The 22833-nt window shown below is 53.5% G+C and carries 22 protein-coding genes; 13 read left to right on the plus strand and 9 right to left on the minus strand.

Annotation, left to right across the window (positions count from 1 at the left end; all coding sequences use genetic code 11):
• The 5 genes from istA to ACR0AU_RS12295 all read left to right on the plus strand — a co-directional run.
• The coding region (istA, locus tag ACR0AU_RS12275) for an IS21 family transposase (protein ID WP_480795747.1) at positions 1-1256 on the plus strand (1256 nt) is incomplete at its 5' end.
• Positions 1253-1984 carry an IS21-like element helper ATPase IstB gene (istB, locus tag ACR0AU_RS12280; RefSeq protein WP_171676501.1) on the plus strand — a complete coding sequence of 244 codons (732 nt, stop codon included), beginning with the start codon at positions 1253-1255 and terminating at the stop codon, positions 1982-1984. The genes istA and istB, both read left to right, overlap by 4 nt.
• Positions 1985-2104: 120 nt before the next feature.
• Positions 2105-2479: a TspO/MBR family protein gene (locus tag ACR0AU_RS12285; protein ID WP_480795845.1), complete on the plus strand. Its 375-nt coding sequence runs from the start codon at positions 2105-2107 to the stop codon at positions 2477-2479.
• 65 nt (positions 2480-2544) lie between these two features.
• Positions 2545-3045 carry a CIA30 family protein gene (locus tag ACR0AU_RS12290; RefSeq protein WP_480437146.1) on the plus strand — a complete coding sequence of 167 codons (501 nt, stop codon included), beginning with the start codon at positions 2545-2547 and terminating at the stop codon, positions 3043-3045.
• A gap of 210 nt (positions 3046-3255) precedes the next feature.
• A complete protein-coding gene (locus ACR0AU_RS12295) occupies positions 3256-4428 on the plus strand; it encodes an adenylate/guanylate cyclase domain-containing protein (RefSeq protein ID WP_480795748.1) in 1173 nt (390 codons plus the stop codon).
• Between the two features lie 351 nt (positions 4429-4779).
• Here the strand turns inward: ACR0AU_RS12295 and ACR0AU_RS12300 are convergent, their stop codons facing one another.
• Positions 4780-6312 carry a phospholipase D family protein gene (locus ACR0AU_RS12300; protein WP_170613810.1) on the minus strand — a complete coding sequence of 511 codons (1533 nt, stop codon included), beginning with the start codon at positions 6310-6312 and terminating at the stop codon, positions 4780-4782.
• A gap of 240 nt (positions 6313-6552) precedes the next feature.
• Here ACR0AU_RS12300 and ACR0AU_RS12305 point away from each other — a divergent pair, with 240 nt between their 5' ends.
• On the plus strand, positions 6553-7416 hold the full coding sequence (locus ACR0AU_RS12305) for a hypothetical protein (RefSeq protein WP_480454225.1): 864 nt from the start codon (positions 6553-6555) through the stop codon (positions 7414-7416).
• 37 nt (positions 7417-7453) lie between these two features.
• On the opposite strand, the gene ACR0AU_RS12310 is transcribed toward ACR0AU_RS12305, so the two are convergent.
• The 5 genes from ACR0AU_RS12310 to ACR0AU_RS12330 all read right to left on the minus strand — a co-directional run bounded on the left by ACR0AU_RS12310 (position 7454) and on the right by ACR0AU_RS12330 (position 11999).
• On the minus strand, positions 7454-7903 hold the full coding sequence (locus ACR0AU_RS12310) for a MarR family transcriptional regulator (RefSeq protein ID WP_170513692.1): 450 nt from the start codon (positions 7901-7903) through the stop codon (positions 7454-7456).
• Positions 7893-8993, minus strand: coding sequence for an Acg family FMN-binding oxidoreductase (locus tag ACR0AU_RS12315; RefSeq protein WP_170513695.1), 1101 nt, complete (start codon positions 8991-8993; stop codon positions 7893-7895). Before ACR0AU_RS12315 ends, ACR0AU_RS12310 begins: the two co-directional genes overlap by 11 nt.
• A gap of 215 nt (positions 8994-9208) precedes the next feature.
• Positions 9209-9886, minus strand: a complete 678-nt coding sequence (locus ACR0AU_RS12320) for a GntR family transcriptional regulator (RefSeq protein ID WP_170408443.1) — start codon at positions 9884-9886, stop codon at positions 9209-9211.
• Positions 9883-10914 (minus strand): Gfo/Idh/MocA family protein, encoded by a 1032-nt coding sequence (locus ACR0AU_RS12325; protein WP_170733516.1) that lies wholly within the window; start codon positions 10912-10914, stop codon positions 9883-9885. The genes ACR0AU_RS12320 and ACR0AU_RS12325 overlap by 4 nt, the downstream gene beginning before the upstream one ends.
• Complete coding sequence (locus ACR0AU_RS12330) at positions 10911-11999, minus strand: isocitrate/isopropylmalate dehydrogenase family protein (protein WP_480795749.1); 1089 nt, start codon at positions 11997-11999, stop codon at positions 10911-10913. Before ACR0AU_RS12330 ends, ACR0AU_RS12325 begins: the two co-directional genes overlap by 4 nt.
• A gap of 135 nt (positions 12000-12134) precedes the next feature.
• Between ACR0AU_RS12330 and ACR0AU_RS12335 the strand changes: the two genes are divergently transcribed.
• From ACR0AU_RS12335 to otnC, 7 genes are read left to right on the plus strand one after another with little or no spacing between them, the layout of a single operon-like run.
• Positions 12135-13142, plus strand: coding sequence for a Bug family tripartite tricarboxylate transporter substrate binding protein (locus ACR0AU_RS12335; RefSeq protein ID WP_170513339.1), 1008 nt, complete (start codon positions 12135-12137; stop codon positions 13140-13142).
• 56 nt (positions 13143-13198) lie between these two features.
• Complete coding sequence (locus ACR0AU_RS12340; protein ID WP_480592321.1) at positions 13199-13948, plus strand: hypothetical protein; 750 nt, start codon at positions 13199-13201, stop codon at positions 13946-13948.
• Between the two features lie 4 nt (positions 13949-13952).
• Positions 13953-15464: a tripartite tricarboxylate transporter permease gene (locus ACR0AU_RS12345; protein ID WP_170638038.1), complete on the plus strand. Its 1512-nt coding sequence runs from the start codon at positions 13953-13955 to the stop codon at positions 15462-15464.
• A complete protein-coding gene (locus ACR0AU_RS12350) occupies positions 15464-15751 on the plus strand; it encodes a putative quinol monooxygenase (protein WP_170423472.1) in 288 nt (95 codons plus the stop codon). The genes ACR0AU_RS12345 and ACR0AU_RS12350 overlap by 1 nt, the downstream gene beginning before the upstream one ends.
• Positions 15748-16548, plus strand: a complete 801-nt coding sequence (locus ACR0AU_RS12355; RefSeq protein ID WP_170733518.1) for an N-acyl homoserine lactonase family protein — start codon at positions 15748-15750, stop codon at positions 16546-16548. Before ACR0AU_RS12350 ends, ACR0AU_RS12355 begins: the two co-directional genes overlap by 4 nt.
• Positions 16542-17819, plus strand: coding sequence for a 3-oxo-tetronate kinase (gene otnK / locus ACR0AU_RS12360; protein ID WP_480795750.1), 1278 nt, complete (start codon positions 16542-16544; stop codon positions 17817-17819). Before ACR0AU_RS12355 ends, otnK begins: the two co-directional genes overlap by 7 nt.
• Positions 17816-18457: a 3-oxo-tetronate 4-phosphate decarboxylase gene (otnC, locus tag ACR0AU_RS12365; protein WP_480795751.1), complete on the plus strand. Its 642-nt coding sequence runs from the start codon at positions 17816-17818 to the stop codon at positions 18455-18457. The genes otnK and otnC overlap by 4 nt, the downstream gene beginning before the upstream one ends.
• 263 nt (positions 18458-18720) lie before the next feature.
• Here otnC and ACR0AU_RS12370 read toward each other — a convergent pair whose 3' ends face one another.
• The 3 genes from ACR0AU_RS12370 to ACR0AU_RS12380 form a co-directional block, all read right to left on the minus strand.
• Positions 18721-19710, minus strand: coding sequence for a HupE/UreJ family protein (locus ACR0AU_RS12370; RefSeq protein WP_480795752.1), 990 nt, complete (start codon positions 19708-19710; stop codon positions 18721-18723).
• A complete protein-coding gene (locus ACR0AU_RS12375) occupies positions 19707-20537 on the minus strand; it encodes a peptidyl-prolyl cis-trans isomerase (RefSeq protein WP_480795753.1) in 831 nt (276 codons plus the stop codon). The genes ACR0AU_RS12370 and ACR0AU_RS12375 overlap by 4 nt, the downstream gene beginning before the upstream one ends.
• 158 nt (positions 20538-20695) lie before the next feature.
• Positions 20696-22618 carry a DUF3604 domain-containing protein gene (locus ACR0AU_RS12380; protein WP_170733521.1) on the minus strand — a complete coding sequence of 641 codons (1923 nt, stop codon included), beginning with the start codon at positions 22616-22618 and terminating at the stop codon, positions 20696-20698.
• Positions 22619-22833: the final 215 nt, after the last annotated feature.

The following is a 22833-nucleotide window of genomic DNA, read 5'->3' on the forward strand; positions in this document are numbered from 1 at the left end:
AGAAGCTCTATGAGCAACTCGTAACGGAGGGCTACACCGGGTCTTATTCCCCGGTTCAGCGCTTTGTGCGCGACCTGAAGCGGGCTGGCACTGGTTCGAGCGAAGCGTTTATTCCGCTGCATTTTGCGGCAGGTGATGCGTTGCAATTTGACTGGAGCGAAGAACGGGTTGTCCTGGGCGGTGTCGAGCAGAAGGTGAAGGTTGCCCATTTCCGCCTGTGTCACAGCCGCAAGCCCTTTGTCGTGGCTTATCCCGGCGAAGCCCAGGAGATGGTGCTGGATGCGTTCGTGCGGGCATTGGCGTTCTATGGCGGCGTGCCGCGCCGGGTGATCATCGACAATCCCAAAACGATGGTGACCTATGTCTCGCGCTCAAAGGACCGGATATTCCATCCCCGGTTCCTGGCCTTGATGAACCACTATGTGATGGAACCGGTGGCCTGTACACCCGCTGCGGGCTGGGAGAAGGGGCAGGTTGAGAACCAGGTCCAGTTTTTGCGCGGCCGGTTGTTTGTTCCCAAACCCGCCTTTGGTGATCTCGATGCGCTGAACGATTGGCTGCGCCTGCGCTGTGAAGAACTGGCAGAGCGCGCCCATCCCGAGCATCAGGATCGCACCATTGCAGAAATGTTCGAAGACGAGCGTGCTGAGCTGCGCCCTCTGGGCCGGGCATTTGATGGATACGTGGAGAAGACCGTCCGCGTCCGCTCCACCTGCCTGGTTCAATATGCCAGCAATCGATACAGTGTGCCCTCCCGGTTCGCCGGACAACATGTGTCGCTGCGCGCCTATGCTGGCCGGATCGTGCTGGCGTCGGGCCAAGAAGTTATCGCCGAGCACAAACGTCGCTTCACTCGCAATGTCAGCTATTTTGAGCCATGGCATTACGTGCCGCTGCTGGATCGCAAGCCCGGCGCCCTGCGCGACGGCGCCCCCTTTGTGGACTGGCAACTGCCCGAGGCCATGCATCGGATCAGGGAGCATTACATGGCCGGCAAAGGCGGGGATCGGGAGTTCGTCGATTTGCTTCTGCTGGCCCAGGATCACGGGATCGAGGTGGTCGAGACGGCTTGCGAACTGGCGGTGGAACAAAACACCTTGCGCCTTCCTGCCATCATCAACCTGATCAACCAGTTGGTAGAACCGGTCATCACACCGCTCAACGACGCCTATACCTATCCGCAACTAACCTTGCGGCCCGAGGCCGATTGCAAGCGCTATGAGATGCTGTGCTCAGCTGAGGAGGCGGCCGCATGAACGCCCTCATCGACCAACTGACTACCTTGAGGCTGCATGGAATGGCAGCTTGCGCCCATGATTTGCTGTCCGCGCGCAAGCCACCAAGTCTGACCACAGCGATAAAGCAACTGATCGACGCCGAGACTGTAGAACGCCGGGTGCGCTCCATCCAGTATCAAATGCGGATCGCGAAGTTCCCCCATCACAAGGACTTCGCCACCTTCGATTACGGTGCGGCCGCGGTTACCCAGAGCCAGATCGAACCGTTCTGCACAGGCCAGTTCACCGACGAGGCGCATAACCTCATTCTGGTGGGCGGAACCGGCACGGGCAAAACCCACATCGCCATCGCGCTTGGAACCACCCTGATCAACAACGGCAAGAAGGCCCGTTTCTTCAACGCCGTCGACCTGATCAATGCGCTGATCAAGGAACAGGCCGAGGGCAATGCCGGGAAGATCATCCGGCAGCTCTCCGCCCTGGACTGCGTCATCATCGACGAGTTGGGCTACATCCCGTTCCCCAAGTCCGGCGGTGCGTTGCTGTTCCATCTGATCAGCAAGCTCTATGAGAAGACCAGTGTCATCATCACCACCAACCTGGAGTTCGGCGAATGGGTCTCGGTCTTCGGCGATGCCAAGATGACAACCGCGCTTCTGGATCGCGTAACCCATCACTGCGCAATCATCGAGACAGGCAACACGTCATACCGGTTCGCACAGAGCAAGCGGCGCAGAAAAACATAAACGTCGCGCAAGCAAAGCCCCCAGACGGACTCGCTATATGAGGGCGGCCCGCCTGGGGGCTTTGCGCCACATAGGGTGGGTCAAATTTAAATGCTGAAACCGGGTCAGTTTTGAACGCTCATTGACAATTGGTATGCGCAGCTTTCTAAACCTGCTTTCAATCCACCAAATTGGATATTTGGCCCGGTCTGGACGGTGCTTTATGTCTTGATCGCCATGGCGGGTTGGCGCCAGTTCGAAACAGACCGAAGCTCGACTGCCATGAAGCTGTGGTGGGCACAGATGGGTCTAAACTTTTCGTGGTCCCCAATCTTTTTCATACTGCAACTACCGTGGTTTGCGTTTGTTGTAATTGCCGCGTTGCTGGCTGTCATCGTCATGTTCATCGCTCTGGTCAGGAGCTCGGATCAGGTTTCCGCACTAGCCTTCCTGCCGTACTTTGCATGGGTCGCATTTGCCACTGTCTTGAACCTTTCTATTGCAATACTGAACTGAGAAAAAACGATATGCGTGGAAACTTCGCTGGGCTTGTTTCAGGTCTTGTTATCATCGGATCTATAATGGCACAGGCTGATGAAAATCTTGCAGAAGACTTCTCCAAGTCTCCGGAGACGAGTTGGGACTACGTTGCCGACACCGTCATGGGAGGAGTTTCTTCAGGACAGGTGCAGTTTCGTTCGGAACGTGATGTTGCGTTCGCCCGGTTGACCGGAACTGTCAGCACAAAAAACAACGGCGGCTTTATCCAGTTCCGACGCAAGTTGTCTGATCGACCAGATGAGGGTGTATCGGGCGTCAGGCTGTTGGTACGGGGGAATGGCGAGCAATACTTCGTCCACCTCAGGACACGTGGCACGGTGCTTCCATGGCAATACTATCAGGCCGCGTTCGCAACTTCTGACAACTGGACCGAAGTCTGGTTACCTCTCCCAGGCTTCAAGGCTTCAGGTGCCATGTTGCGCGCTATTCCCGTTGCTGACGAAATCACCTCAGTTGGAGTTGTAGCCTACGGGAGAGATCACGAGGCCCGCGTAGATGTCAGCGAGATTGGTTTCTATTGAAGGTTTCCCAAGAGAGGGCTGCAATCTTCAAATAGGTCTGTTTGGAACCGCGCGGGATCTAAATTTACAAACCATCTTCCCGATGGAATACATTCCGTTGATGCCCGAGCATCAATTTGGACAGGTCTGATCAGGCTGCTCAACAACAGCAACCGACATTGCCATTCCAATTGTCTTTGCTCATCGTTTCCAAGCGACTAAATTGGGTCCATGGAAGAAGTCACTCGACTGACCGAATGGATGATTACAGAAGGTCGTCGCTCCGGTGATCCTGTAAAGGTGGTGTCACAGTTTTGTTCCTCCTTGATCGAGGCCGGAGTGCCGCTTTGGCGGGCAAACATTGGCCAGCGCTTTGCCAACCCATTGCTTATTGCCTGGGGGGTAGTTTGGACGCCTGAAGGCACCGACAGCTACGACGTCACGCATGAGACGATGTTGACAGATGGCTATGTCGGGAGTTCATTCGAGTATATTCTTGCGAACAGAAAGCCACTTCACAAAAGTCTACGGCGACTGGACTCGGAAACAGAGCATTCATCCTATCTTGAATTTGCAGAGCAGGGTGGCACCGACTACTACGCTACTTTGCTCTATTACGGCGATGGATCGCTGCATGGATGTACGTTCGTTACTCAGGCAAAGGATGGATTCTCACCCGAACATCTTAGGCTGATTGAAGCGGCCTTACCGGCCCTTTCTTCCGCCTTGGAACCTGTCACGATGCGAAAATCGTCTAAAGGTCTGCTTCGAACTTATTTAGGAGATGGACCTTCCGAGGCCGTCTGGAGCGGCAATATAAAGCGCGGAGAGCGAACAACTTTGGATGCAGTGGTTATGTTCTCTGATCTGCGAGGTTTTACGGCACTTTCCGAGACCTCTCCGGAAGAAGATATCTTCGACACGCTTAGCGACTATTTTGATCTGGTGGTTAAAGCCGTAGAGGACAACGGTGGAGACGTCCTCAAGTTCATGGGCGATGGCATCCTGTCGATCTTTACTATTGAAGCGCAAAAAGACCATGCCGTCCGCTGCAGAATGGCGGCTCTTGCAGCGCAGAGTGTGCTGAGTGGTTTGAACGATCTCAACACCAGACGAGACGGGTTTCAAAAACCGCCTTTGGATGTTGGTATTGGAATTAACGTCGGGCAGGTCAGCTATGGTAATATCGGCAGCCCCGGCAGGCTTGATTTCACAGTTCTGGGCGGGGCGGTGAACGTTGCAAGCCGAATTGAAGGTTTAACAAAAGCAATTGGTCGGAGGGTGTTGGCGACGTCAGCCGTTGCAAGTGCTGCTCCGAACATGTTCGTTAGCTGTGGGGATCACGAAATACGTGGCCTTGCGCAGCCCATTGAGTTGTTCTTTCTCACTGAAGATGCACAATAATCAGCTATGGTTATTCAAAACAATCTACCTTCGGCATCTTACGAAATTAGATGATCGCTTGAAATGAAACACAAAGCGCAAAAATCCACTAAGGCACGGCAAGCTGAATGTAACTGTTAGAGTAACAGGATAACGGGACTTGCCCGTTGTCGTTCAGCTTCCCTGGAATGATGAACATGGCCATTGACTTTGGTAGCAGGCATTTTCCCGCCAGCAGTTGATAAAATGAATATCTAGTCTGTATTAAGAATTGGATATTGGGAAATATCTGCGACTGATGACCTATGTCTTTTCTGCCGCCATCTTCGCAGGCGTCGGTGACGGCCAAGCGATCAGGTAGTTTGCAGAAACCTAAAGCTGGGACCCAATTGGTAAAATACTTAATAACCCGGCAACTATGTGATCCCAGGCCGATCCTGTCGGCTCGAATTGGTACTCAAGAATGGTGCCATCATTGGCTCTTGTCGTCCATTTAAGCTGGCCAGCTTGCTCGAGCGTCACGTTATATGTGTATGCGGGTAGTGCGTCGTCCAAGGCTCCCATCGTCTGCGCAGTCAATGCTGGCGAGTCAATCAGAATTCCCATCTCGGTGTTGATGTTGACAGATCGCGGATCCCAGTTGAATGAACCCACGAACAAGTACTGGTCATCAATTGCAAATGCCTTGGAGTGCAGGCCTGACCTGGATTGAGCCCAGTTAATACCGCGGCGTTGGACTTGATAAGCGTCGGGTCGCAGCTCGTAGAGTTCTACTCCACCGCGTAGTAGTGCTCGGCGTTTCTTGGCGTAGTGTGCGTAAACGGGTGCGACGTCGTTAGATGCAAGTGAGTTGGTTACAACCTTTACGTCGACCCCACGGTTCTCGAGTTCGGTCAGCCATTTCACACCGTTGTTGCGCGGCACGAAGTAGGCGGACACGATGTTCACTTCACTGCTGGCATTCTCAAAGTACGGAAGCAATTGAGATGCAAGAACGGGACCTGAGTTCTCGAGGCCCGCGGCCTTTGAAGGCGGATCAGCATAAAGTTTCGCTGGCAGCCAATCCAGTAACAGGGCGCCATCCGCGAAGTTCTCTTTTGCCGACTTTCTGAGCGCTGCGCCGTACTGCGTTTGCTTCGCTTCCTCGACGAGTTCATTCAACCTGCTGCGTGCATCGCTCAGGTCAAATTCTTCGGGTTCTCCGACAACCACGCGAGCCGGAACAGCGAATTCGCTGTTCCAGTAAGCGTCAAAGCTACGTGAAACTTCGCGTACAACTGGGCCTGCGGCCAGCACATCCAGATCAGCATAGTTCATTTCTTCCCGCGCCAAAAAATACTCGGCACCAATGTTTCTCCCACCCACAATCGTGAACACGTTGTCTGCTGTCATGGACTTGTTGTGCATTCTGCGATTGATGCGTTTGAAATCAGTCAGACCCGCGATCAAAATGCTCTGATCTCGCCAGAACGGGTTGAATAGCCTTATTTCGATGTTTTTGTGATTGTCCAACGCAGCGGTCATCGCGTCGTAGCCGGACGTATCCATATCATCCAACAACAGCCTGACACGAACACCTCGATCCGCCGCTTGCAAGAGACTGGCAGCGAACAGGTGACCGGTTGGGTCGTCGTGCAGAAGATAGTATTGCGCGTCTATCGTTCGCTCGGCCGCAGTGGCCAACAACAGCCGTGATACGAGCGCTTCTTCTCCATCACTGATCAGCTTGATGCCTGACCGACCGTCTTTAGGATCCCCAAGGCGATTGGCCGCCTGACCCAGAGCCGTGCTGGAATTTGCCGGTAGCGCAGCTGATACCGTCTTTTCATACGTGCGGGTTTTCGGAGCGCAAGCGACAAGAAACAGCGCGCAATAAACACTAATCACGAATTTCCACAGCGCCATTGGCTTTCTCCAACCCTATGCCCTAGGTGACTACGCCCGAGCACGCGATTGCAAGTTTGTTCTATGAAGCCTGAGGTTGTTTCGTTCGCTAGTGTTGATTTCGTAACTCTCGCAAGCGCCATGTTGTTGGTTTGCGATTTCGGCACACCCCTAGTTCCAACGGACTATGGCAGAACCCAGATGCGTCGAACCACACCGCTTGTAACCAGTTTCCGTGTTATAAGTCTCTGATCAGGTAAAATGATGCTCTCTGATTTTGGAAGTTTAGGTGCTCTTAGCATTGACGTGTTACGATTCCACCCCACAGTTTTGACGCAGATTTTCGGAGCATCCAGAGTGTTTGTGAGGACAACCGCCTTGTTGATTTTTGCTGTGTCGACCCCGGCCACGGCATTGCAGCTTCGCGAAACAGGGCGTTATGAACTTAATCAGCCCGCAAGTCTTGACTACGATCCGACCTTTTGTGGGTTGTGGATTGCGAACGAGGGGCCCGAGGCAATTCTCGTTACATTGCAAGGTGATGAATTGCGCCGTATATCCAGCGATCTCTTTCGGATCAAAGCAATTGCTGTTGAAGGGGATCACTTGTTGCTGGGCGATGGTCTCGGCAGTCTTCAACGTGTCACCAAGGACGGATCACGCCTGGGAGCACCCTTCGAATTGGAAGGTGGTTTCGCGGATACGGAAGGAATTGCGATCAACGCCAAGGGACAGATCGTGACCGTAGAGGATGACCCCGAACGGTTGTCGTGGTTCACCTCAGAGGGTGCTTTGACGGCGAGGTTGGATACCATGAAGCTCTCTCCTCCCTTGAGTGAGGCGCAGGGCATCGCGATTGATCCGCGTACCGGCCACATGTTGATTGTTGATGACTGGGAAGGGTCAAACAGCCTGTATGAGTTCACGGCAGATGGCCAACTGCTCGCCCAGCAAAGTTTGTTGGAATTCGGAACCGATCCAGAAGGCATCGCCATTAGGCCGGGGTCCAATCAACTGTTCGTTGCATTCGACGGTGGCGCGAAGATTGTGACATTTGACTACACGCCCACTTTGCCTGAAGGATCGCCGCCGCTCCCGCCGGGCGCGGATTGCATGATGTTCTGAAAATTTGGTTGTTTGCTTCGGCTGGCGCAGGTTTCGGCTAGTCGCGCTCGCTGTCCAAAGTTTCGCGTATGAGCGTCAGATTAGGCAATGATTCATGGAACGGTTCAGGCCCGAGTTCGGACAAAACTGGAGCCAGGGATTCCGACATCCGCTCCATACAAGCTTTCAAAAACTCCGCGCCTTGCGGTGTAGGCCGAGCAATTTTCGAACGTTTGTCATTGGGGTTGGCTTCAAGAGTAACAAGGTCATGATTTTCAAGACTGGAGAGTATGTGCGTCATCGAAGTTTTAGGCACTTGAAACGCGTTCGAAAGTTGCTGTGGAGTTTCACCCTCGGGACGCCGTACCAGATGGCCCAAAATTCCGAATTGAGTCGCCGTCATTCTACCAGGCAAGAACGCTTCCAGCTTGGTCGAGATCAACTGATTGATGATCCCGACCTCGGTGAAGAACCGGTAAACTTCGTTGGTCTCATCTTCAGGCTTCATTCAGAATTCGTGTCTCCAGCGGCCAGCGTGGTGTGGGAATTGGTTCAGGTCCATACCCCAAACGCAGCAACATTTGCACCGTGTGGCCCGGTGACGCAAGAAGCTCATGCGCCAGAGCGTACTCATCGGCCATCTCAGGATACTCTTGAAGTGCCTGGCTGACCGGATGAACGCCTAGGCCCATTTCGGTTGTCTTCAGGTAGAAACGCATCAACTGACGTCCTGCATCGATTTGATCGCTTCGCGTATTTTTAGCTGTCGTGAGAACTGCGTACTGCGGTGTCGCGTCTAGCATAGCGAAATAGTCTTGCATGTGCGCCTGAGTGCCTGGGTGATCAACGTTCATCAGGGTCTCATTGTCCAATAGGCCGGTAAGTCGCAGCGTTTCCAGAAACGGATCGCGTAACTCAATCCCGTCCGGGTTGGCGTTGATTTCTGCTTTCCCGATCCGCATGAGGTCCACGGATTCTTTCAAGGTCTGCGGTGTTCGCATTTCGATTTCAAAAGCGCGTTTCGTGAGGTCTCGAATACGGACCACCAAATCTTCATCGGTAATCAAAGTTGCATAGTTGCCAAGCGTAGACACTTGATCGGCAGAGAGGCGCTGTTCTGTGTACGGTTCTTTGTTGGAATGCCGTTTGAGGATTTGATCTGAGAGTGGATCGGATGCCCCGCCAGATACAAACATCGCTTCTGCGATAGGTCCGTCATTCCCATCTGGCAGTAACTCGACCTCTGTATCAAACCCCTGTGCACCTGCTGCCAGAACCATCGTCTCAACAAATGCGCCGAGGCCAATATAGAGCTGGCGGTGGTAAGGGTCGGTTTCAGGAAGCTCACGTTCAGGATCACGGTGGATGCGCACTTTGTCTTGCCCAACCAACTCGATCAGCCAAGGTTGCAAATTGTGTGGATTGGGGGCGAGAATTGCGTAGGACAAAGCAGCCTTGCGTGGGTCATCATACGGTTTTGGCGTCCACGGAGCTAAAGCTTCATGGGGCGTACGTGTCGTGAGAAACCCAGCCGCGCCCGTTGCCGCCAGTATTGTGCCTCCGCCTAGAATCTTGAGAAAACGTCTTCGGTTTGGCATCTTGACTCTCCAATAGTACGATATCGAATTAAATTAATACGAAATCGTACTATTTCAACCCCAATCGATGCAGTGATTGTTTGAGCGACTAGAAAAAAGAATATCAGAGCAGCCGGAGGCAACTGCGGGTTGCCGTTATCGACAAGTATTCGGAGCGCCTTTAGTACCGAAAATAAGCAGATATTTTAGATGATTAATGGCCGGATACGAGAAGATCAGAGGCTGTTGAGCCGATGCTTTTCGAGTATCTCGCAAAGCATAGCCTTGGCTTGCAGCCTGTGTTCTCGATGACGTTCACGGGCGACATCCGGACGACCTTCACTAATCGCTTGGAAAACAACCCGATGATCTTCATTGGATTTGACGGGCAGGGGTCTGATGAACAAGGTCGTTGCGCGCGCGCGGCGCACCTGGTCGCTCATCATGGCGACAATCGCTTCGACCCGTTTGTTGCCGCCCAACCGAACGAGCTCTTGATGAAATAACTCATCGGCCTCGGCCCAGGCTTCAAGATCTTCGGCTTCGATGGCTCGGTCCATCTTCGCAATTGATCCAGCAAGTACTGCCAGTTCATCTTCTGAATAACCCGCTTCGGCAGCGCGTTGTGCAGCGAGGCTCTCGAGCTCCGTCAGGATGTCGTAGATTTCACGCATATCGTCTGATGAAACCGGCAGTATCCGCACGCCTTTGCGGGGCCGCATCTCCAACAACCCCTTGCTTTCCAACATCAGCGCAGCTTCCCGTATCGGGGTGCGGGACATACCAAGGGTTTCGGCGAGTTCCGACTCCAGGTGGTCAGTTCCGGCTGCAAGTTCGCCGGACAGGATCATCTGCCGCAAATCCCTAACGGCGCGTTGCGTATTGGAAAGAGTTTTTGCGTCTTGACCCTTCACGGCGTCTCCAGGTTGATCTTTCGTCCCTCCGCAGCCGAAAGATAGATGCTCTCTTCGATGCGGATCACGTCCAAATAGTCTCGGGCCGTGTTTTCCAGCGGCGTGCCCTTTACAAGGCCTGAAACGACGTGACTTTGCAAGGCGTGGACGCAATCGCCGCCAAATCCATTATGATCGCTTGGAGGTAGAATTTGCTGCTGCGCCTGCTTTCCAAAAGCGCGGAGTTCAACTGAACCATCGCCGTTAAGAACCAATGATCCTGTTGTTCCTTCAATGAGAGCTTCACCCATAGTTTGACGCAGGTTTTTGGCGCTGTGGTCAAGACACCTGTTCCCATCGAACAGAGCTTTCAAACCATTGGGATGATCAAACAGGATATAGCCGGCGTCCTCACCCGCGATAATGGGGTTCACTTGGCGCAAGTCCGCATAAACTGCGATGGGCGCATCGAACAAGAATCGGAATGTGTCTACCCAGTGAACTGCTGTTTCATGAACCAGGAAACGCGGCATGTCCTGAAAATACGGCTGCCGGTCAAGATAGGCGCGTGGTCCTTGTCCGTCGCCAGGCCGAAGCCGGAAAGTAGCTTGTAGAGGTGTACCAATTCGACCCTCGGTCATCGCCTCTTTGATCGCGCGATACCAAGGTTGAAAGCGAAAGTTCTCGTGTACAACAATAGTTGCTCCTACCGCTTCGGCCTCTGCAACAATTTTCTCAGCTTCATGCAGCGACATGCAGAAAGGTTTTTGGCAGATCAACCACTTTATTCCAGAGTGCAGCGCCGTTCGGATGGCATCGGCCTGCGCCAAAGGTGGAAGGATGATGTCCACGAGATCTGGTTTTTCCGCCTCCAGCATTTTTGACAGATCATCGTAAGCGGCCAGTCCTGTTTCTTTCGCCTTTTTGATGTCACGGTTGCAGGATGCAATCGGAACCGCTCCGGGCATTCGAGACCAGCTTTCGTAGTGGAACTTGCTGAAATACCCCGCACCTACGCACGCGACCGTGATGGCTTGTTGAGTATTCATGCCAACAATGCTTCCAATACCGATGAGGCTGCGTCCTGCGTTCCGGCGGTGCCACCAAGGTCACGCGTCAGGTTTTGACCGCTCTCAGTCACCTTTTCCACGGCTTCCCGTAAACGTTCGCCATCTTTGGACAGTTCTGGATGATTATGGGTCAACCCTAACCATTCAAGCATCATTGCCGCAGACAAGATCATCGCGAAAGGATTGGCAGTGTTTTGTCCCGCAATGTCCGGAGCAGAGCCGTGACAGGGTTGGAACACGGCGTAGTTCAACCCGATATCTGCTGAAGGAGCCAATCCAAGACCGCCCATAAGGCCGGCGCCAAGGTCGGAGAGAATGTCTCCGAACATGTTCTCAGTGACCAAAACATCAAATTCCCAAGGTTTTTGAACCATCCATAGAGCGGTGGCATCAACATAAGCATGGTCTGCCTGCAATTCGGGATGGTTTGCAGCTTCTGCATCAAACATCGATCTGAAGAACGCAAAGGCGCGGAATACATTGGCTTTGTCGACACATGTAACTCGACCCCGACCGCGCCCGGTTCTTTTGCGGTTCTGGGCGAGTTCAAACGCAAACCGGAACAGTTTTTCGGACACCTCACGAGTGATCAGCAGAGTTTCACGTGCTTCGTGTTCGGTAACTTCTCCAGCGCCTTGGGTGAAGAACAGTCCTTCTGTGCTTTCGCGTATCAAGACAAAGTCGATCTCTTTTTCGGGAGGCAGCGCCAAGGGGGTCATTTGTCCGCTGCTAACCTTTACCGGACGCACGCCGGCAAAAAGGCCGAGCTGCTTCCGCAGGTCGATCTGTGGTGAAATCTCGGTTCCGTCAGGGTAGCGAACATCCGGCAAACCCATTGCAGATAGCAGAATCGCATCAGCCTTGCGTGCAGTTTCAAGTGAACCAGTCGGAAACGATTCTCCAGTTTTGGCGTAGTGGGCTGCGCCCGCTGGAGCGTCTGTAAACACCAGTTCGTAGGAAGGACTGCCGCGCGAGAGCTGACGCAGAATTTCAAGCGTAGGGGCCATAATTTCCGGGCCGATTCCGTCCCCGTGGAACACTGCCACATCATAACTTTTCTTCATCTTAGCCCGCTTCCTTCCCGTTTCGCATTCATAGCGCGATAGCAGCTTTCACTACAGTCCGTTGACAACGCATTCTTTAATGTATACGCAAATAAATGCAATAATAAACGCAAAGATGTTTGGGAGGACTTGGAAATGAAACTGAAGTTAGGGCAGTTGGCGGCCGCAGCCGTGATTGCAACCGGGATTTCAGGGGCTGCTACCGCGCAGGATTACCCTTACCGTGATATCACCACAGCTGTGGTCTGGGGGGCCGGTGGCGGCACGGACACGATCAACCGAATGATCATGGCCGAAATGGAAAAACACCTTCCAGTCTCGATCAATGTGATCAACCAAACCGGTGGGGTCGCAGGCTCCAACGGCATGGTCTACGTCATGAACCAACCAGACGATGGCTACACATTGGTTGGTCTGTCTGAATCGAACGTCACCGCTGCTGTGCAGGGTGGTTGGGATAAGAAATTTGACTTTTGGTATCCGTTTATTGTTGGCGGATCACCCGATCTGATCTCGGTTCCGGCGGACAGCCCTTACAATACTCTGGAAGAACTGGTCGACGCTGCCAAAGCCGCTCCTGGCACTATTCCCGCTGCCGCGTCCGGCGCGGGTTCGATCCACCACTTGAATCTTCTCGCCATCGAGAAAGGGTCCGGTGCAGAGTTCAAGTTTGTTCCATACAAAGGCTCAGCGCCCGGGCAGGAAGCGGCGATAGCAGGTGAGGTTGCGTTGGTTGTGACTTCGCTGGCTGAACAAGCTCCTTTGATCGAAGGCGGACAATTGAAGCCACTTGCGATGTTGACACCGGAAGATGCGCAGATTGCCGGAGCTACAGTGCCATCTGCCTTTGGCATCTATGACGGTCTCGACAAGTATCTGCCGCTAAAACAAGCCATCGGATTCGCCGTTCACAGCTCGGCTGGAGATGATGTGAAGGCGGCCCTCGGCGATGCGTTCGAGCAGGCGATTGCATCCGATACCGTCGCTGAATGGGCTGAGGCAAACAATTATGATGTCGGTGGTCAACACGGCGAAGAAGCTCAAGAATTGTTTGCGAACCTTGAGGCTACTTTTGCCTATACCTTGCAAGATTTGGGCGCTGCCACGGTCGATCCAGCCTCGCTGGGTATCGAGAAGCCCTAATCCGATCAACTTTGGAAGGGCGCGTCTGATCGCGCCCTTTCCTCTAGGAGGCAGGCATGGACAAAATCGACGAAACACTGGTCATGCGGACCCGCGATTTCTGGGCTGCGATTGTTCTAATAACAGTGTCCGTCTTTTTCCTTTGGAAGACGTTGGACATCCCACTTTGGGGTGAAAACCGCGCAGGTGTAAGTGGGTCGGACTGGTACAACTCGGCTGCAATTGTACCGTTGTTCATCTTCTGTGGATTGCTTGTGTTGTCCTTCGTCTTGCTGGCTAATTCGATCCGCTCAGGTGGAGCCCAGAACGCACTCACGGCTTTGGGGATTGGATGGGATAAGTCGGAAGCCTATCGAGCAACAACAATAGGCCTGATCCTTCTTGCATACGTCGTCGGGCTGGTTCCCAGAGTGGACTTCATATTGTGCTCGGGGTTACTGATTACAGCTTTGACTTACGGCTACTACGGCGGTCACGCGCGGCGTGCTTTGGTAGCCTGTATCGCAGTTGTTTCTGCCGGGGTTTTTGCGTTCGCCGTGTTTCCCGCGCAGGCGGAATGGAATGCACACAGTGATGATTGGTTTACACTGGCCCTATGGGTCTCGCTATCACTTGTGGTGTTGACCAAAGCGGCTTCCGAACGCGTTTTGCGGTTAGTGCCAGTCGTCGCAATATTGGCCCCGCTGATCCTCGTTTGCGCGATGGCCTTTATTTTCCGACAGAACGTGCCCGCGCGCGGGGGACTGATCTTCAAGCAAATCGAATACCACTACTACGTGACGCTTCGTCCGTTTTGGAAAGACTGACCGGATGGACTTTATCCTTTCGCAACTGGCTGGGTTTGGGACCGCATTCGTTGGTCTGGCAGTGGACCCGCTGACCTATCTGTATTTGATTGCATCCGTGTTCCTAGGCATCACGTTCGGCGCATTGCCCGGCCTGACCGCAACGCTGGCAGTGACGATCCTGACGGGATTTTTCGGCAACAAGATCCCATTGGACTATTCGCTTATCGCTTTGCTCGGGGCCTATGTCGGCGCGATTTACGGCGGCTCTTACCCGTCTATTCTGCTGAACATACCTGGCACAGCAGCCAGCGCGGCGACGGCCATGGATGGCTACCCTCTGGCCAAAGCAGGTCGAGGGGGCGAAGCACTTGGTCTGACCACAACGGCCAGCTTTATCGGTACGGTTATCGGGACTATCACGCTTTTGATTTTTGTCTGGGCACTGCTTTTGGTTTCGAAGAACATCGCGAGTCCGGAAAAAGCACTCTTGGCTTTGTTTGGCATCCTTCTATCTGGCACACTTATGAGCGAGGATCTGGTGATCAAGGGATGGATCGCCGGTCTGATCGGGCTTGCAATGTCTATGGTGGGGCTCGATCCGCTTCTGTCTGAGCCGCGCTATACTTTCGGCTGGTCTTACTTGTTGAGCGGGTTTCAGGTCGTGCCAGTTTTGATGGGGGCCTTCGCCATCCCCCAAATCATCGACGGCTTGAGGCATGTTGAGGCCGGGAAAGTTCTGGCCCTGAAAGGTCGCATCCTTCCGAACCTACGCTCCATCCGACGCTACCTGCCCACCATTGGCCGGTCAGGAGTGATTGGGACCGGGGTGGGAGCGCTTCCTGGCGTCGGCGAAGATGTCGCCGGTTGGGTCAGCTACGGTGTCGGCAAGACCGTATCTGCCGAGGGCGACAAGTTCGGAAAAGGGTCATTGGAAGGTCTGCTATGCTCTGAAACAGCAAACAACGCCTGCATTGGGGGCGCGCTAATCCCGCTTTTGGTTTTGGGCATTCCCGGTTCACCACCCGCCGCGGCTTTAATGGGGGCTTTCAAGATCAACAACGTGATCCCGGGCCCCACGATAGACCCCGAGATCATTCTGCGCGTAGTCGCAATCCTGGTGTTGGCATCCCTGACTATGTTCTTGATGGGCCTGTTCACTGCTCGGGTCTTTATCAAAATACTCGCCATACCGCAGACCATCTTCTTGCCGGTTGTGATGGTTCTGACAACAATCGGGTCCTTCAGCGTCGGTGGTGGCATCAATGATCTCTACCTGATGCTTGGTGTCGGCGCCGTCGCCTATTTTATGAACCTGATGAAGTACCCAATCGCTCCATTGGTCATTGGGGTTATACTGGGAAGCCTGTTTGACGAAACTTTCCGCCGATCGCTGTTCTTGTCGGACGGGGATCTTTCGGTCTTCTTTTCACGACCCGGTGCGGCCATTCTACTTGTGCTCAACGTTGGTCTGATCCTCAGCCAACTGCCCGTGGCAAAGCGCGCTTTCTCACGTCTGAAAGGACTTTCCGTCTGATGTTTGTGGTTACCGTCACCTTCACTCTCAAGCCCGGTACGAGAGAAACCTTTTTGCCGCTAATGGTCGAAAACGCTTCAACCTCTTTGCGTGAAGAACCCGGATGCCAGCAGTTTGACGTTTGCCTAGGCGACGATCCCGAGACAGTTTTTCTCTATGAGGTTTATGATGACAGCGTGGCGTTCTCCGCCCACCTGGAAAGCGCGCATTTCCAGTCCTTCGATACGGCTGTGGCTGATATGATCGCCACCAAGACTGTTCACCAGTATTCCGAGGTCATCCGATGAACGATTGGGAAATTCACGCCGTGAAATACGCGGATCGCAATGCCCGCACTCGACGCGACAGCTTCATATTGGATGACAATCACGATGCACCTCACGCGATGGACTATTTCGTTTGGGTGCTCAAGCGTGGCAACAAAGTTATACTGGTCGATACCGGATACGACGGCGACGAGGCAGCCGCCCGTGGACGTCCTATTGTGATGGACCCACGCGAGGCTTTGCGCCCATTGGACATCATGCCTGAAGCGGTGACCGAGGTTATCGTGACCCATCTTCATTATGACCACGCTGGGGGGCTGCATATGTTCCCAAATGCGAAGTTGCACATGCAATCGGCGGAAATGGCCTTCGCCACAGGTCCCTGCATGTGCCACGACCACTTACGCGTGCCTTTCTCGGCGGGCCATATCTGCGAGGTCGTAAAGCGTCTCTATTCAGGCAAGGTCGTGTTCTACGACGGAGAGGCCGAGATAGCAGATGGGGTGACCGTACACTGTATCGGCGGGCATTCGCGGGGGTTGCAATGTGTTCGTGTAAGAACAGCAGCCGGGTGGATGGTACTCGCCTCTGATGCCTCACACTATTACGAGAATTTCATGGCGCGCAAAGCCTTTCCCATCGTCGTCGACCTGCAGGACATGATGGATGGTTTCGAGACACTCGAGAAGTTAGCCTCACATCCTCGACTTATCGTGCCCGGCCATGATCCACTTGTGCGCGAGATTTTTCCCGTCGGAGCAGCACCGCACATCCATAGGCTGGATCCAGGGCCGACGAAGGACATTAAAATATGCTAATCGGCGTCATAGCGGACGATTTCACTGGTGCGAGCGACATTGCGAACACCTTAGCAAAGGGCGTCGAGCCGGAAGGTGGATTAAGAACCGCGCAGTTTCCAGGTATTCCGGATACCCCGGCCGACAAAGAGATCGAAGCGGGTGTCGTCTCACTCAAGAGCCGCACTGCACCTGTCGAAGAATCTGTTGCGGACAGCCTGCGAGCCCTGCGATGGCTTAAAGATCAAGGATGCCGCCAGTTCATCTTCAAGTATTGCTCGACCTTTGATTCCACTAGGCGGGGAAATATCGGCCCGGTTGCGGAAGCGTTGGCCAACGAACTGGGCGCGCAAAAGGTGGTTTTCTGTCCAGCCTTTCCGACAACGGGGCGCACCATCTATCACGGCCATCTATTTGTGTTCGGCAAGCTGTTGAACGAGTCCGGGATGGAAAATCACCCTCTTACTCCGATGACGGATGCCAACATCAAGCGTTGGTTGCAGTATCAGACCCAAGAAGCGGTTGGGTTGGTGCCAGTCGACATCATAAAGCAAGGACCAGAGGCGATTGCTGATGCTTTGCGGAACGCAGACGAGCGCTTTGTGATCGGTGATGCGATTTCGGACAAAGATTTGCTGGCCTGGGGCGAGGCTCTGATGGATGCTCAGCTCATTACTGGGGGATCTGGGATAGCGCTGGGGCTACCCAAGAACTTCGTCAGAAAAGCTTCGTCCAAAAGAGGTGGCAGTGTATTCACAGGTATCGCTGGGCCCGCCGCTATCCTTGCAGGGTCTTGCTCAGGTGCGACCCGTGGTCAGATCGATGTTCATGCGAAATCCCATCCGACCTTCGCCATTGACGTTCCGGGTGTTATGTCCGGGGATGTGACTATGCAAACGCTTCTGGATTTCTTTGAAACGCATCCGGGTCAGGCACCGCTCGCCTATTCATCGGGAAGCCCGGATGATGTGCGCGCGATCCAAGACCAATTCGGTCGGGAAGCGGTTGCAGAAAAACTGGATAGTCTCTTTGCAGTTACCGCCCGAAAACTTGTCCAAAAGGGCTACAAGCGATTGGTGGTGGCAGGGGGAGAGACATCGGGAGCTGTCGCCAAGGCTGTCTCTGAGGCACTGGGGTCTCCGGCCATGTCAATTGGACCAGAGATAGACCCGGGCGTACCAGTCCTGAGCGTTGGAAAAACTAAACCCATTGCGCTGGCTCTAAAGTCTGGAAACTTTGGCGCTCCTGACTTCTTCGCTAAGGCCCTCAGAATGATGGAGGTTGGCAAATGAGTTCCGAAGAACAGGCGCTGCGAAAGCAGATGTCGGACCTGTGTGCATCGCTGTTTGCGCGCGGATTTTCCGTCGGCACTGCGGGCAACGTCTCTGCACGTCTGCACGACGGCATCCTCATGACACCAACCAATTCCACCTTGGGCGATATCGACCCCGAGCGTATCGCCAAGATTGATTTGAATGGCAACCACGCCTCCGGGGATAAGCCGACCAAGGAAGTCTTTCTGCACCAAGCCTTCTATGAGACGCGGCCAGAAGCTGGCGCCGTGGTCCATCTGCATTCGACCTGGGCCACCGCACTGTCCTGTCTGGAAGACACCGATCCCAATGACTGTATTCCGCCGCTTACACCTTACGTGGTCATGCGCGTCGGTACAGTCAAACTGGTTCCATACGTCAAGCCGGGCGATCCGAAATCTGGTGATTTGATCCGCGATCTGGATGGCAAATATAGTGCGGTTCTGTTGGCCAATCACGGTCCCGTCGTATCGGGAGAGGATCTGTTTTCAACGGTCTCTGCAGCAGAAGAGCTGGAAGAAACAGCCAAGTTACTCCTGGCGCTACGGGGGATGCCAACCCGAATGTTGGATACAGAACAAGTCGCAGAACTCAAAGAGACTTTCGGAGGCACTTGAGCGGACACCGAATAGAGTTGTGTGCAAACCTTTGGACATATCGTGTAAAACTATGCGCAAATGCCACGTAAATTTATGGGCAAACTTCCAATATCTTCACTAATGAAATCAATATCGGAAATGGAGCGTTACGAGAGAACCTTCATCGTTTGGAACGATGACCATATGCAAATTCGGGAAATATGGGCGAGTAAATGTCATTCACTATCTGTGCGAGCAGTTGTTAAGAAAGCTAAAGAAGAGAGCATTGAAAGCCATTACGATTAAAAGCTGCCTACTCGTTCAATTAGCCAGTACATCGACACCGAACCGATGCTATAGGCTGTAACAAGCGTTGTCTTTTGGCTGACAGGAAGTGCAATAAATCGCCAGACTATAAGCAGGATAGCCAAAGCTCCGACAAAACTCAGTTGTCCGGCCTCGACACCAAGGTTAAATGCAAGCAAGGCTGCGGGAATATCGTTAGAGGGAAGTCCTATCTCGGCTAAAGCGCCAGCAAAACCAAGACCGTGCAAAAGCCCAAATCCGAAACAAACGATCCAGGGGCTCTGTTCTGAAAGCCGGAGCCGACCTTCGCTACCCTTTACAATCTCCATCGCCAAAAAAACGATGGAGAGAGCAATAACCGCCTCGACCGGTGGGCCGGGAACATTCAAAACGCCGAGTGTTGCCAGTGCTAGTGTTATCGAATGCGCAAGCGTGAAAGCTGTAACGGCTCCCACCAGTCTCCAGGGATCACGGACCAAAACAAACAGTGCAAAGACAAACAGCAGATGATCCCAGCCTTCTAGTATGTGTTCATAACCCAACTGAAAATAAGCTATGAAAACAGACCATGTTGTCTGTTCAAAAGGTATGTTTTGGATGGCAGCATCTGGGGTGAAACGAAGCGTGGCAGGCTCGGCATGCAGAGGATGCACACGGACCAAAACGTCGTTCTTTTGTGCTGCCAGTCCGTCGATCTCGATGGATTGGCCCGCGATCTCAGCACGGCATTCGACAACCCAGGAAGAAACCCACGCTCGCCCATCGGAGATTGGGTCAGGGCCGTGTGAGGGTGTACAGCCATCCGGTAACACCGCATCAATCGCCATTGGTTGACCATACACATCTGGTTTTCGCCAATGAACACTCCAAGTGTCCGTAGTGATTTGTCGAATTTCCAAGTATCCCGGATCAAGCGCATGCGCGTTGGCGTATCCCGTGGGCCACGTGAACAACAGAGCAAACATCAAGCTGAAGATGAAGTTCATTTGATCTGACCTGTGAGATCGGGTGCTGTGATCTCATAATTGTCGGCAAGAGCCTCGTATTGCGCCTGCGCCAAATCTTCGCTCATGGCGCGACGCCAATCACGAAGCACCACACTGTGGATCTCTTGCAAGCGAGGTATCCGGCTTGGTTCAATGGCAAGCACTTTCACCAGATGGATGCCGTAACCTGATTGGACCGGCCCCATCCACTGACCTTTTTCGAGATTGGAGAGACCATTGGAAAATCCGGTTCCAAAGACCGAGTCGATTACCCGTGTCGCGGTTAGGGGCATTGATGCAGGCAGTAGTGTCGCGCTTTCCAAGCCGGAAGTCTCCTGTTCCGCACGCAAGGCGGCCAGTGCCCTTTCAATCTCGGTCTCACTTGGTCCTTCACCAAGAAAAACTTGAGTGAACGCGACCTTATTGGGTGTCGCGTAGCGGTCCGTGTTTTGTTGGAGAAAAGCCTCTAGATCTTCGTCTTCTGGAATAACTGAAGCGGCGATGGCTTCGGTCAGAGAATCCATCTTTTGGCTCAGCCGCGACCTGATCACGCTATCTCCGCGTTCCAAGCCAAGCTTTCTTGCTTCCCTAACTAAAACTTCTTCGCGAATTGAAGCGTCGACCAACGCTTGTAGCTCAGAACCGCTTGGCTGGCGTTTCCACCTTGCTTCGAACTGTGAAGCTAACAGCGCGGCATCACTTTCGCTTATAGCTATCGTCTCCGGATCTGCAGCGGCGTCGTTATCTGGTGATATTATGTGGAACCAAATGAATATGGCAGCTCCGATCAAGAAGAAATGGAACAGAGGTTCTTTCACTATTCGCATGAAGGCTCCTGCGTGAAACGCGATACGGCATTATGTTTTATGCTGGCATCAGGCAGTTGAATAACACAAGGAATTGCAACTCAAGGCGCGCCGCTTATCATAAGAGCGTCCCGAGTTAGTGATTGCGACCTGGGTCCCCAAATCTGCACGAAGTAAGGTCACTCTGCAGGCGTGTACCAAATCGGCGAGGAATACGCGCGCTCCTGATGCGTAAGTACCGCATCTTCTGGCAGCTCCGCACCAAACCTCAGTTTGTCGTACAACACCCAGCGTGGGGTTGGGATTTCGAGCGCACGTACGTAATAGAATGCCCGCGCATTTGGATCGAAATCAGGGTCAGACCAAACGGTTACCAGTTCGGCGGTTCCAATTGTATTGGTCCAGCTGGCGGTTTCCAGATCCACGGTATTCCCAACCGCAGGGATCTTGCCGTTTTGATCGGCAACACGGTTGTCCGACCATGCCACGTCATAGACGTTTTCCTGCAAAGCACCTTCGGAATCGAGCCATCCCTTTATCACCTGCACGCGATCCAGGTTGGCCCCGACCGGGTCGCGCAGAGCAGCGATCAGGAATGTGGGCGGACCTTCACCCTCGCGAGGTCGCAGATCCGAACCCATTGGAACACCTTTTGTGTAGCCCACATCCGCAAGGAAGCGAGTTTCAACATCAGCGTCATCGAAATCCCATCCGCCAAAGAACCGCAGACCAATCCGCGGTCCAGTGCTCGCGTAGGTTTCGCGCCGCTTGAACGCATCGAAGATCGCTGCGCGAGTATTGTCGGTCGCCCAAACGGCCGTGTACCCGGAAGCTACAAGGAGGTCGCCAGGAATTTCGCCAAGATCGTTGGCGATGAAAGGATGCTTTATTCTCGTGGCCGAAGGTTCAACGCTGACGGATTTTCCGAAGAAGTTGTCTTCCTCAGCAGTTGCCAGAGACGTATGGCTGTCCGTCGCGCCGCCCATGCCGAACTTATATGGGTTCACGCCGAACTTCTCTTCCAACAATAAACCGCGCTTCAAAGCTTCTCGGGCGTACTCGCCGGCCAGCATGTCATCGGATTTCAGCTCGGTTATGTCGAGATTGCCAACGTCCCAGTTTTCGTAATCCGCGAATTCGTCGTCGGGGCTCAGATAGGGGTGCGCTTCGCCGTCGCCCTTGATCTGAGTGACTTCGTAATGGGGCTCCCATTTTGCGCGGGCAGCCACATATTCCTCGTCGACCTTGCCACCGTGATAGGTGTCTTCGGTCGGGAACATCCATCCGTTCGACAGGTTGCCATTATGGGCGAAAGCTACCGCGCGACCGCCAGTATTCTCCTGATACTCTTCAAGCCAGGCATAAAGCGCCTTTGGATCAGTATCACCGTAGGGAGGTTGCGTAACCGGAGGCACCATTTGAAGCGCTCTGATGGGCCCATCACGCAGCATGACGTTCCGGTGCAGGTTGAATCCTTTTGGTACGGAGGTCCACTCAAAGCCAATGAAAGCAGTAAAATTACCGGGATCGTTATGTCGATCTGCTGCAAGGACAATGTTCTCCCAAGTAAAGGCAAAAGCATCGGCACCTGGGCTGTAAGAATTAAGAAGAACTTCCGGCAGAGTCATTTGCGAGAAGTTGGTGATAATGTCGAACGCGGCCTTTCCGGCCGCTTCGCCGCCAGCCATGTACCCTTCGTACCACTCCAAACCTTTTGGATCGGCAAGAACGCCCGGTTTGCCAGCTTGCAGATCTGGGGCAAACCCCATCAAATCTGTGTGGTCTGTTAGGACCATCCAGTCCAAAGGCCGGGCTAGCCGAACAGGCAGTCCAGTCGAAGAAATGACCTGTTCGCCCTTGGCGAAACGCCAGGCATCATCCGGTAGCAGGGTGTTCCCAAAAGCTCCGGCGTCAAGCGAAAGCCCGGTGTGAAGGTGGGTGTCCCCCCAAAGCGGGCGTTCAGGGAAGCTGCGATTTGCGTAGGGAGAGTAAGGTTGCTCTGAGAACAAGCCTTCGGCTGCTTCTTCACTGGGCACAGCGTCGGCAAAGACACTCGTTGGTGCCAATCCCAGAGCGAAAAAGCTTAGCAACATACGAAGCATTGTGACCTCCCAAATCAACTTTTACCCGGTTGTTTCGATAGACTATATCACAACAACTTCATATTCGCATTTCCTTATGTCACAACGAGTTTTCTCTTTGGGAAATTTTTAGCTGATAGCGTCATTGCGGCGATGCAACAATTAAGTGAGGCCTAGTAGACCTATCCTATAGTGTCCCGATGGGCGTGTAGCCTGAAAAGATACCTTCAGACAAC

The sequence above is a fragment of the Ruegeria sp. CG1 genome (genome assembly GCF_056537265.1).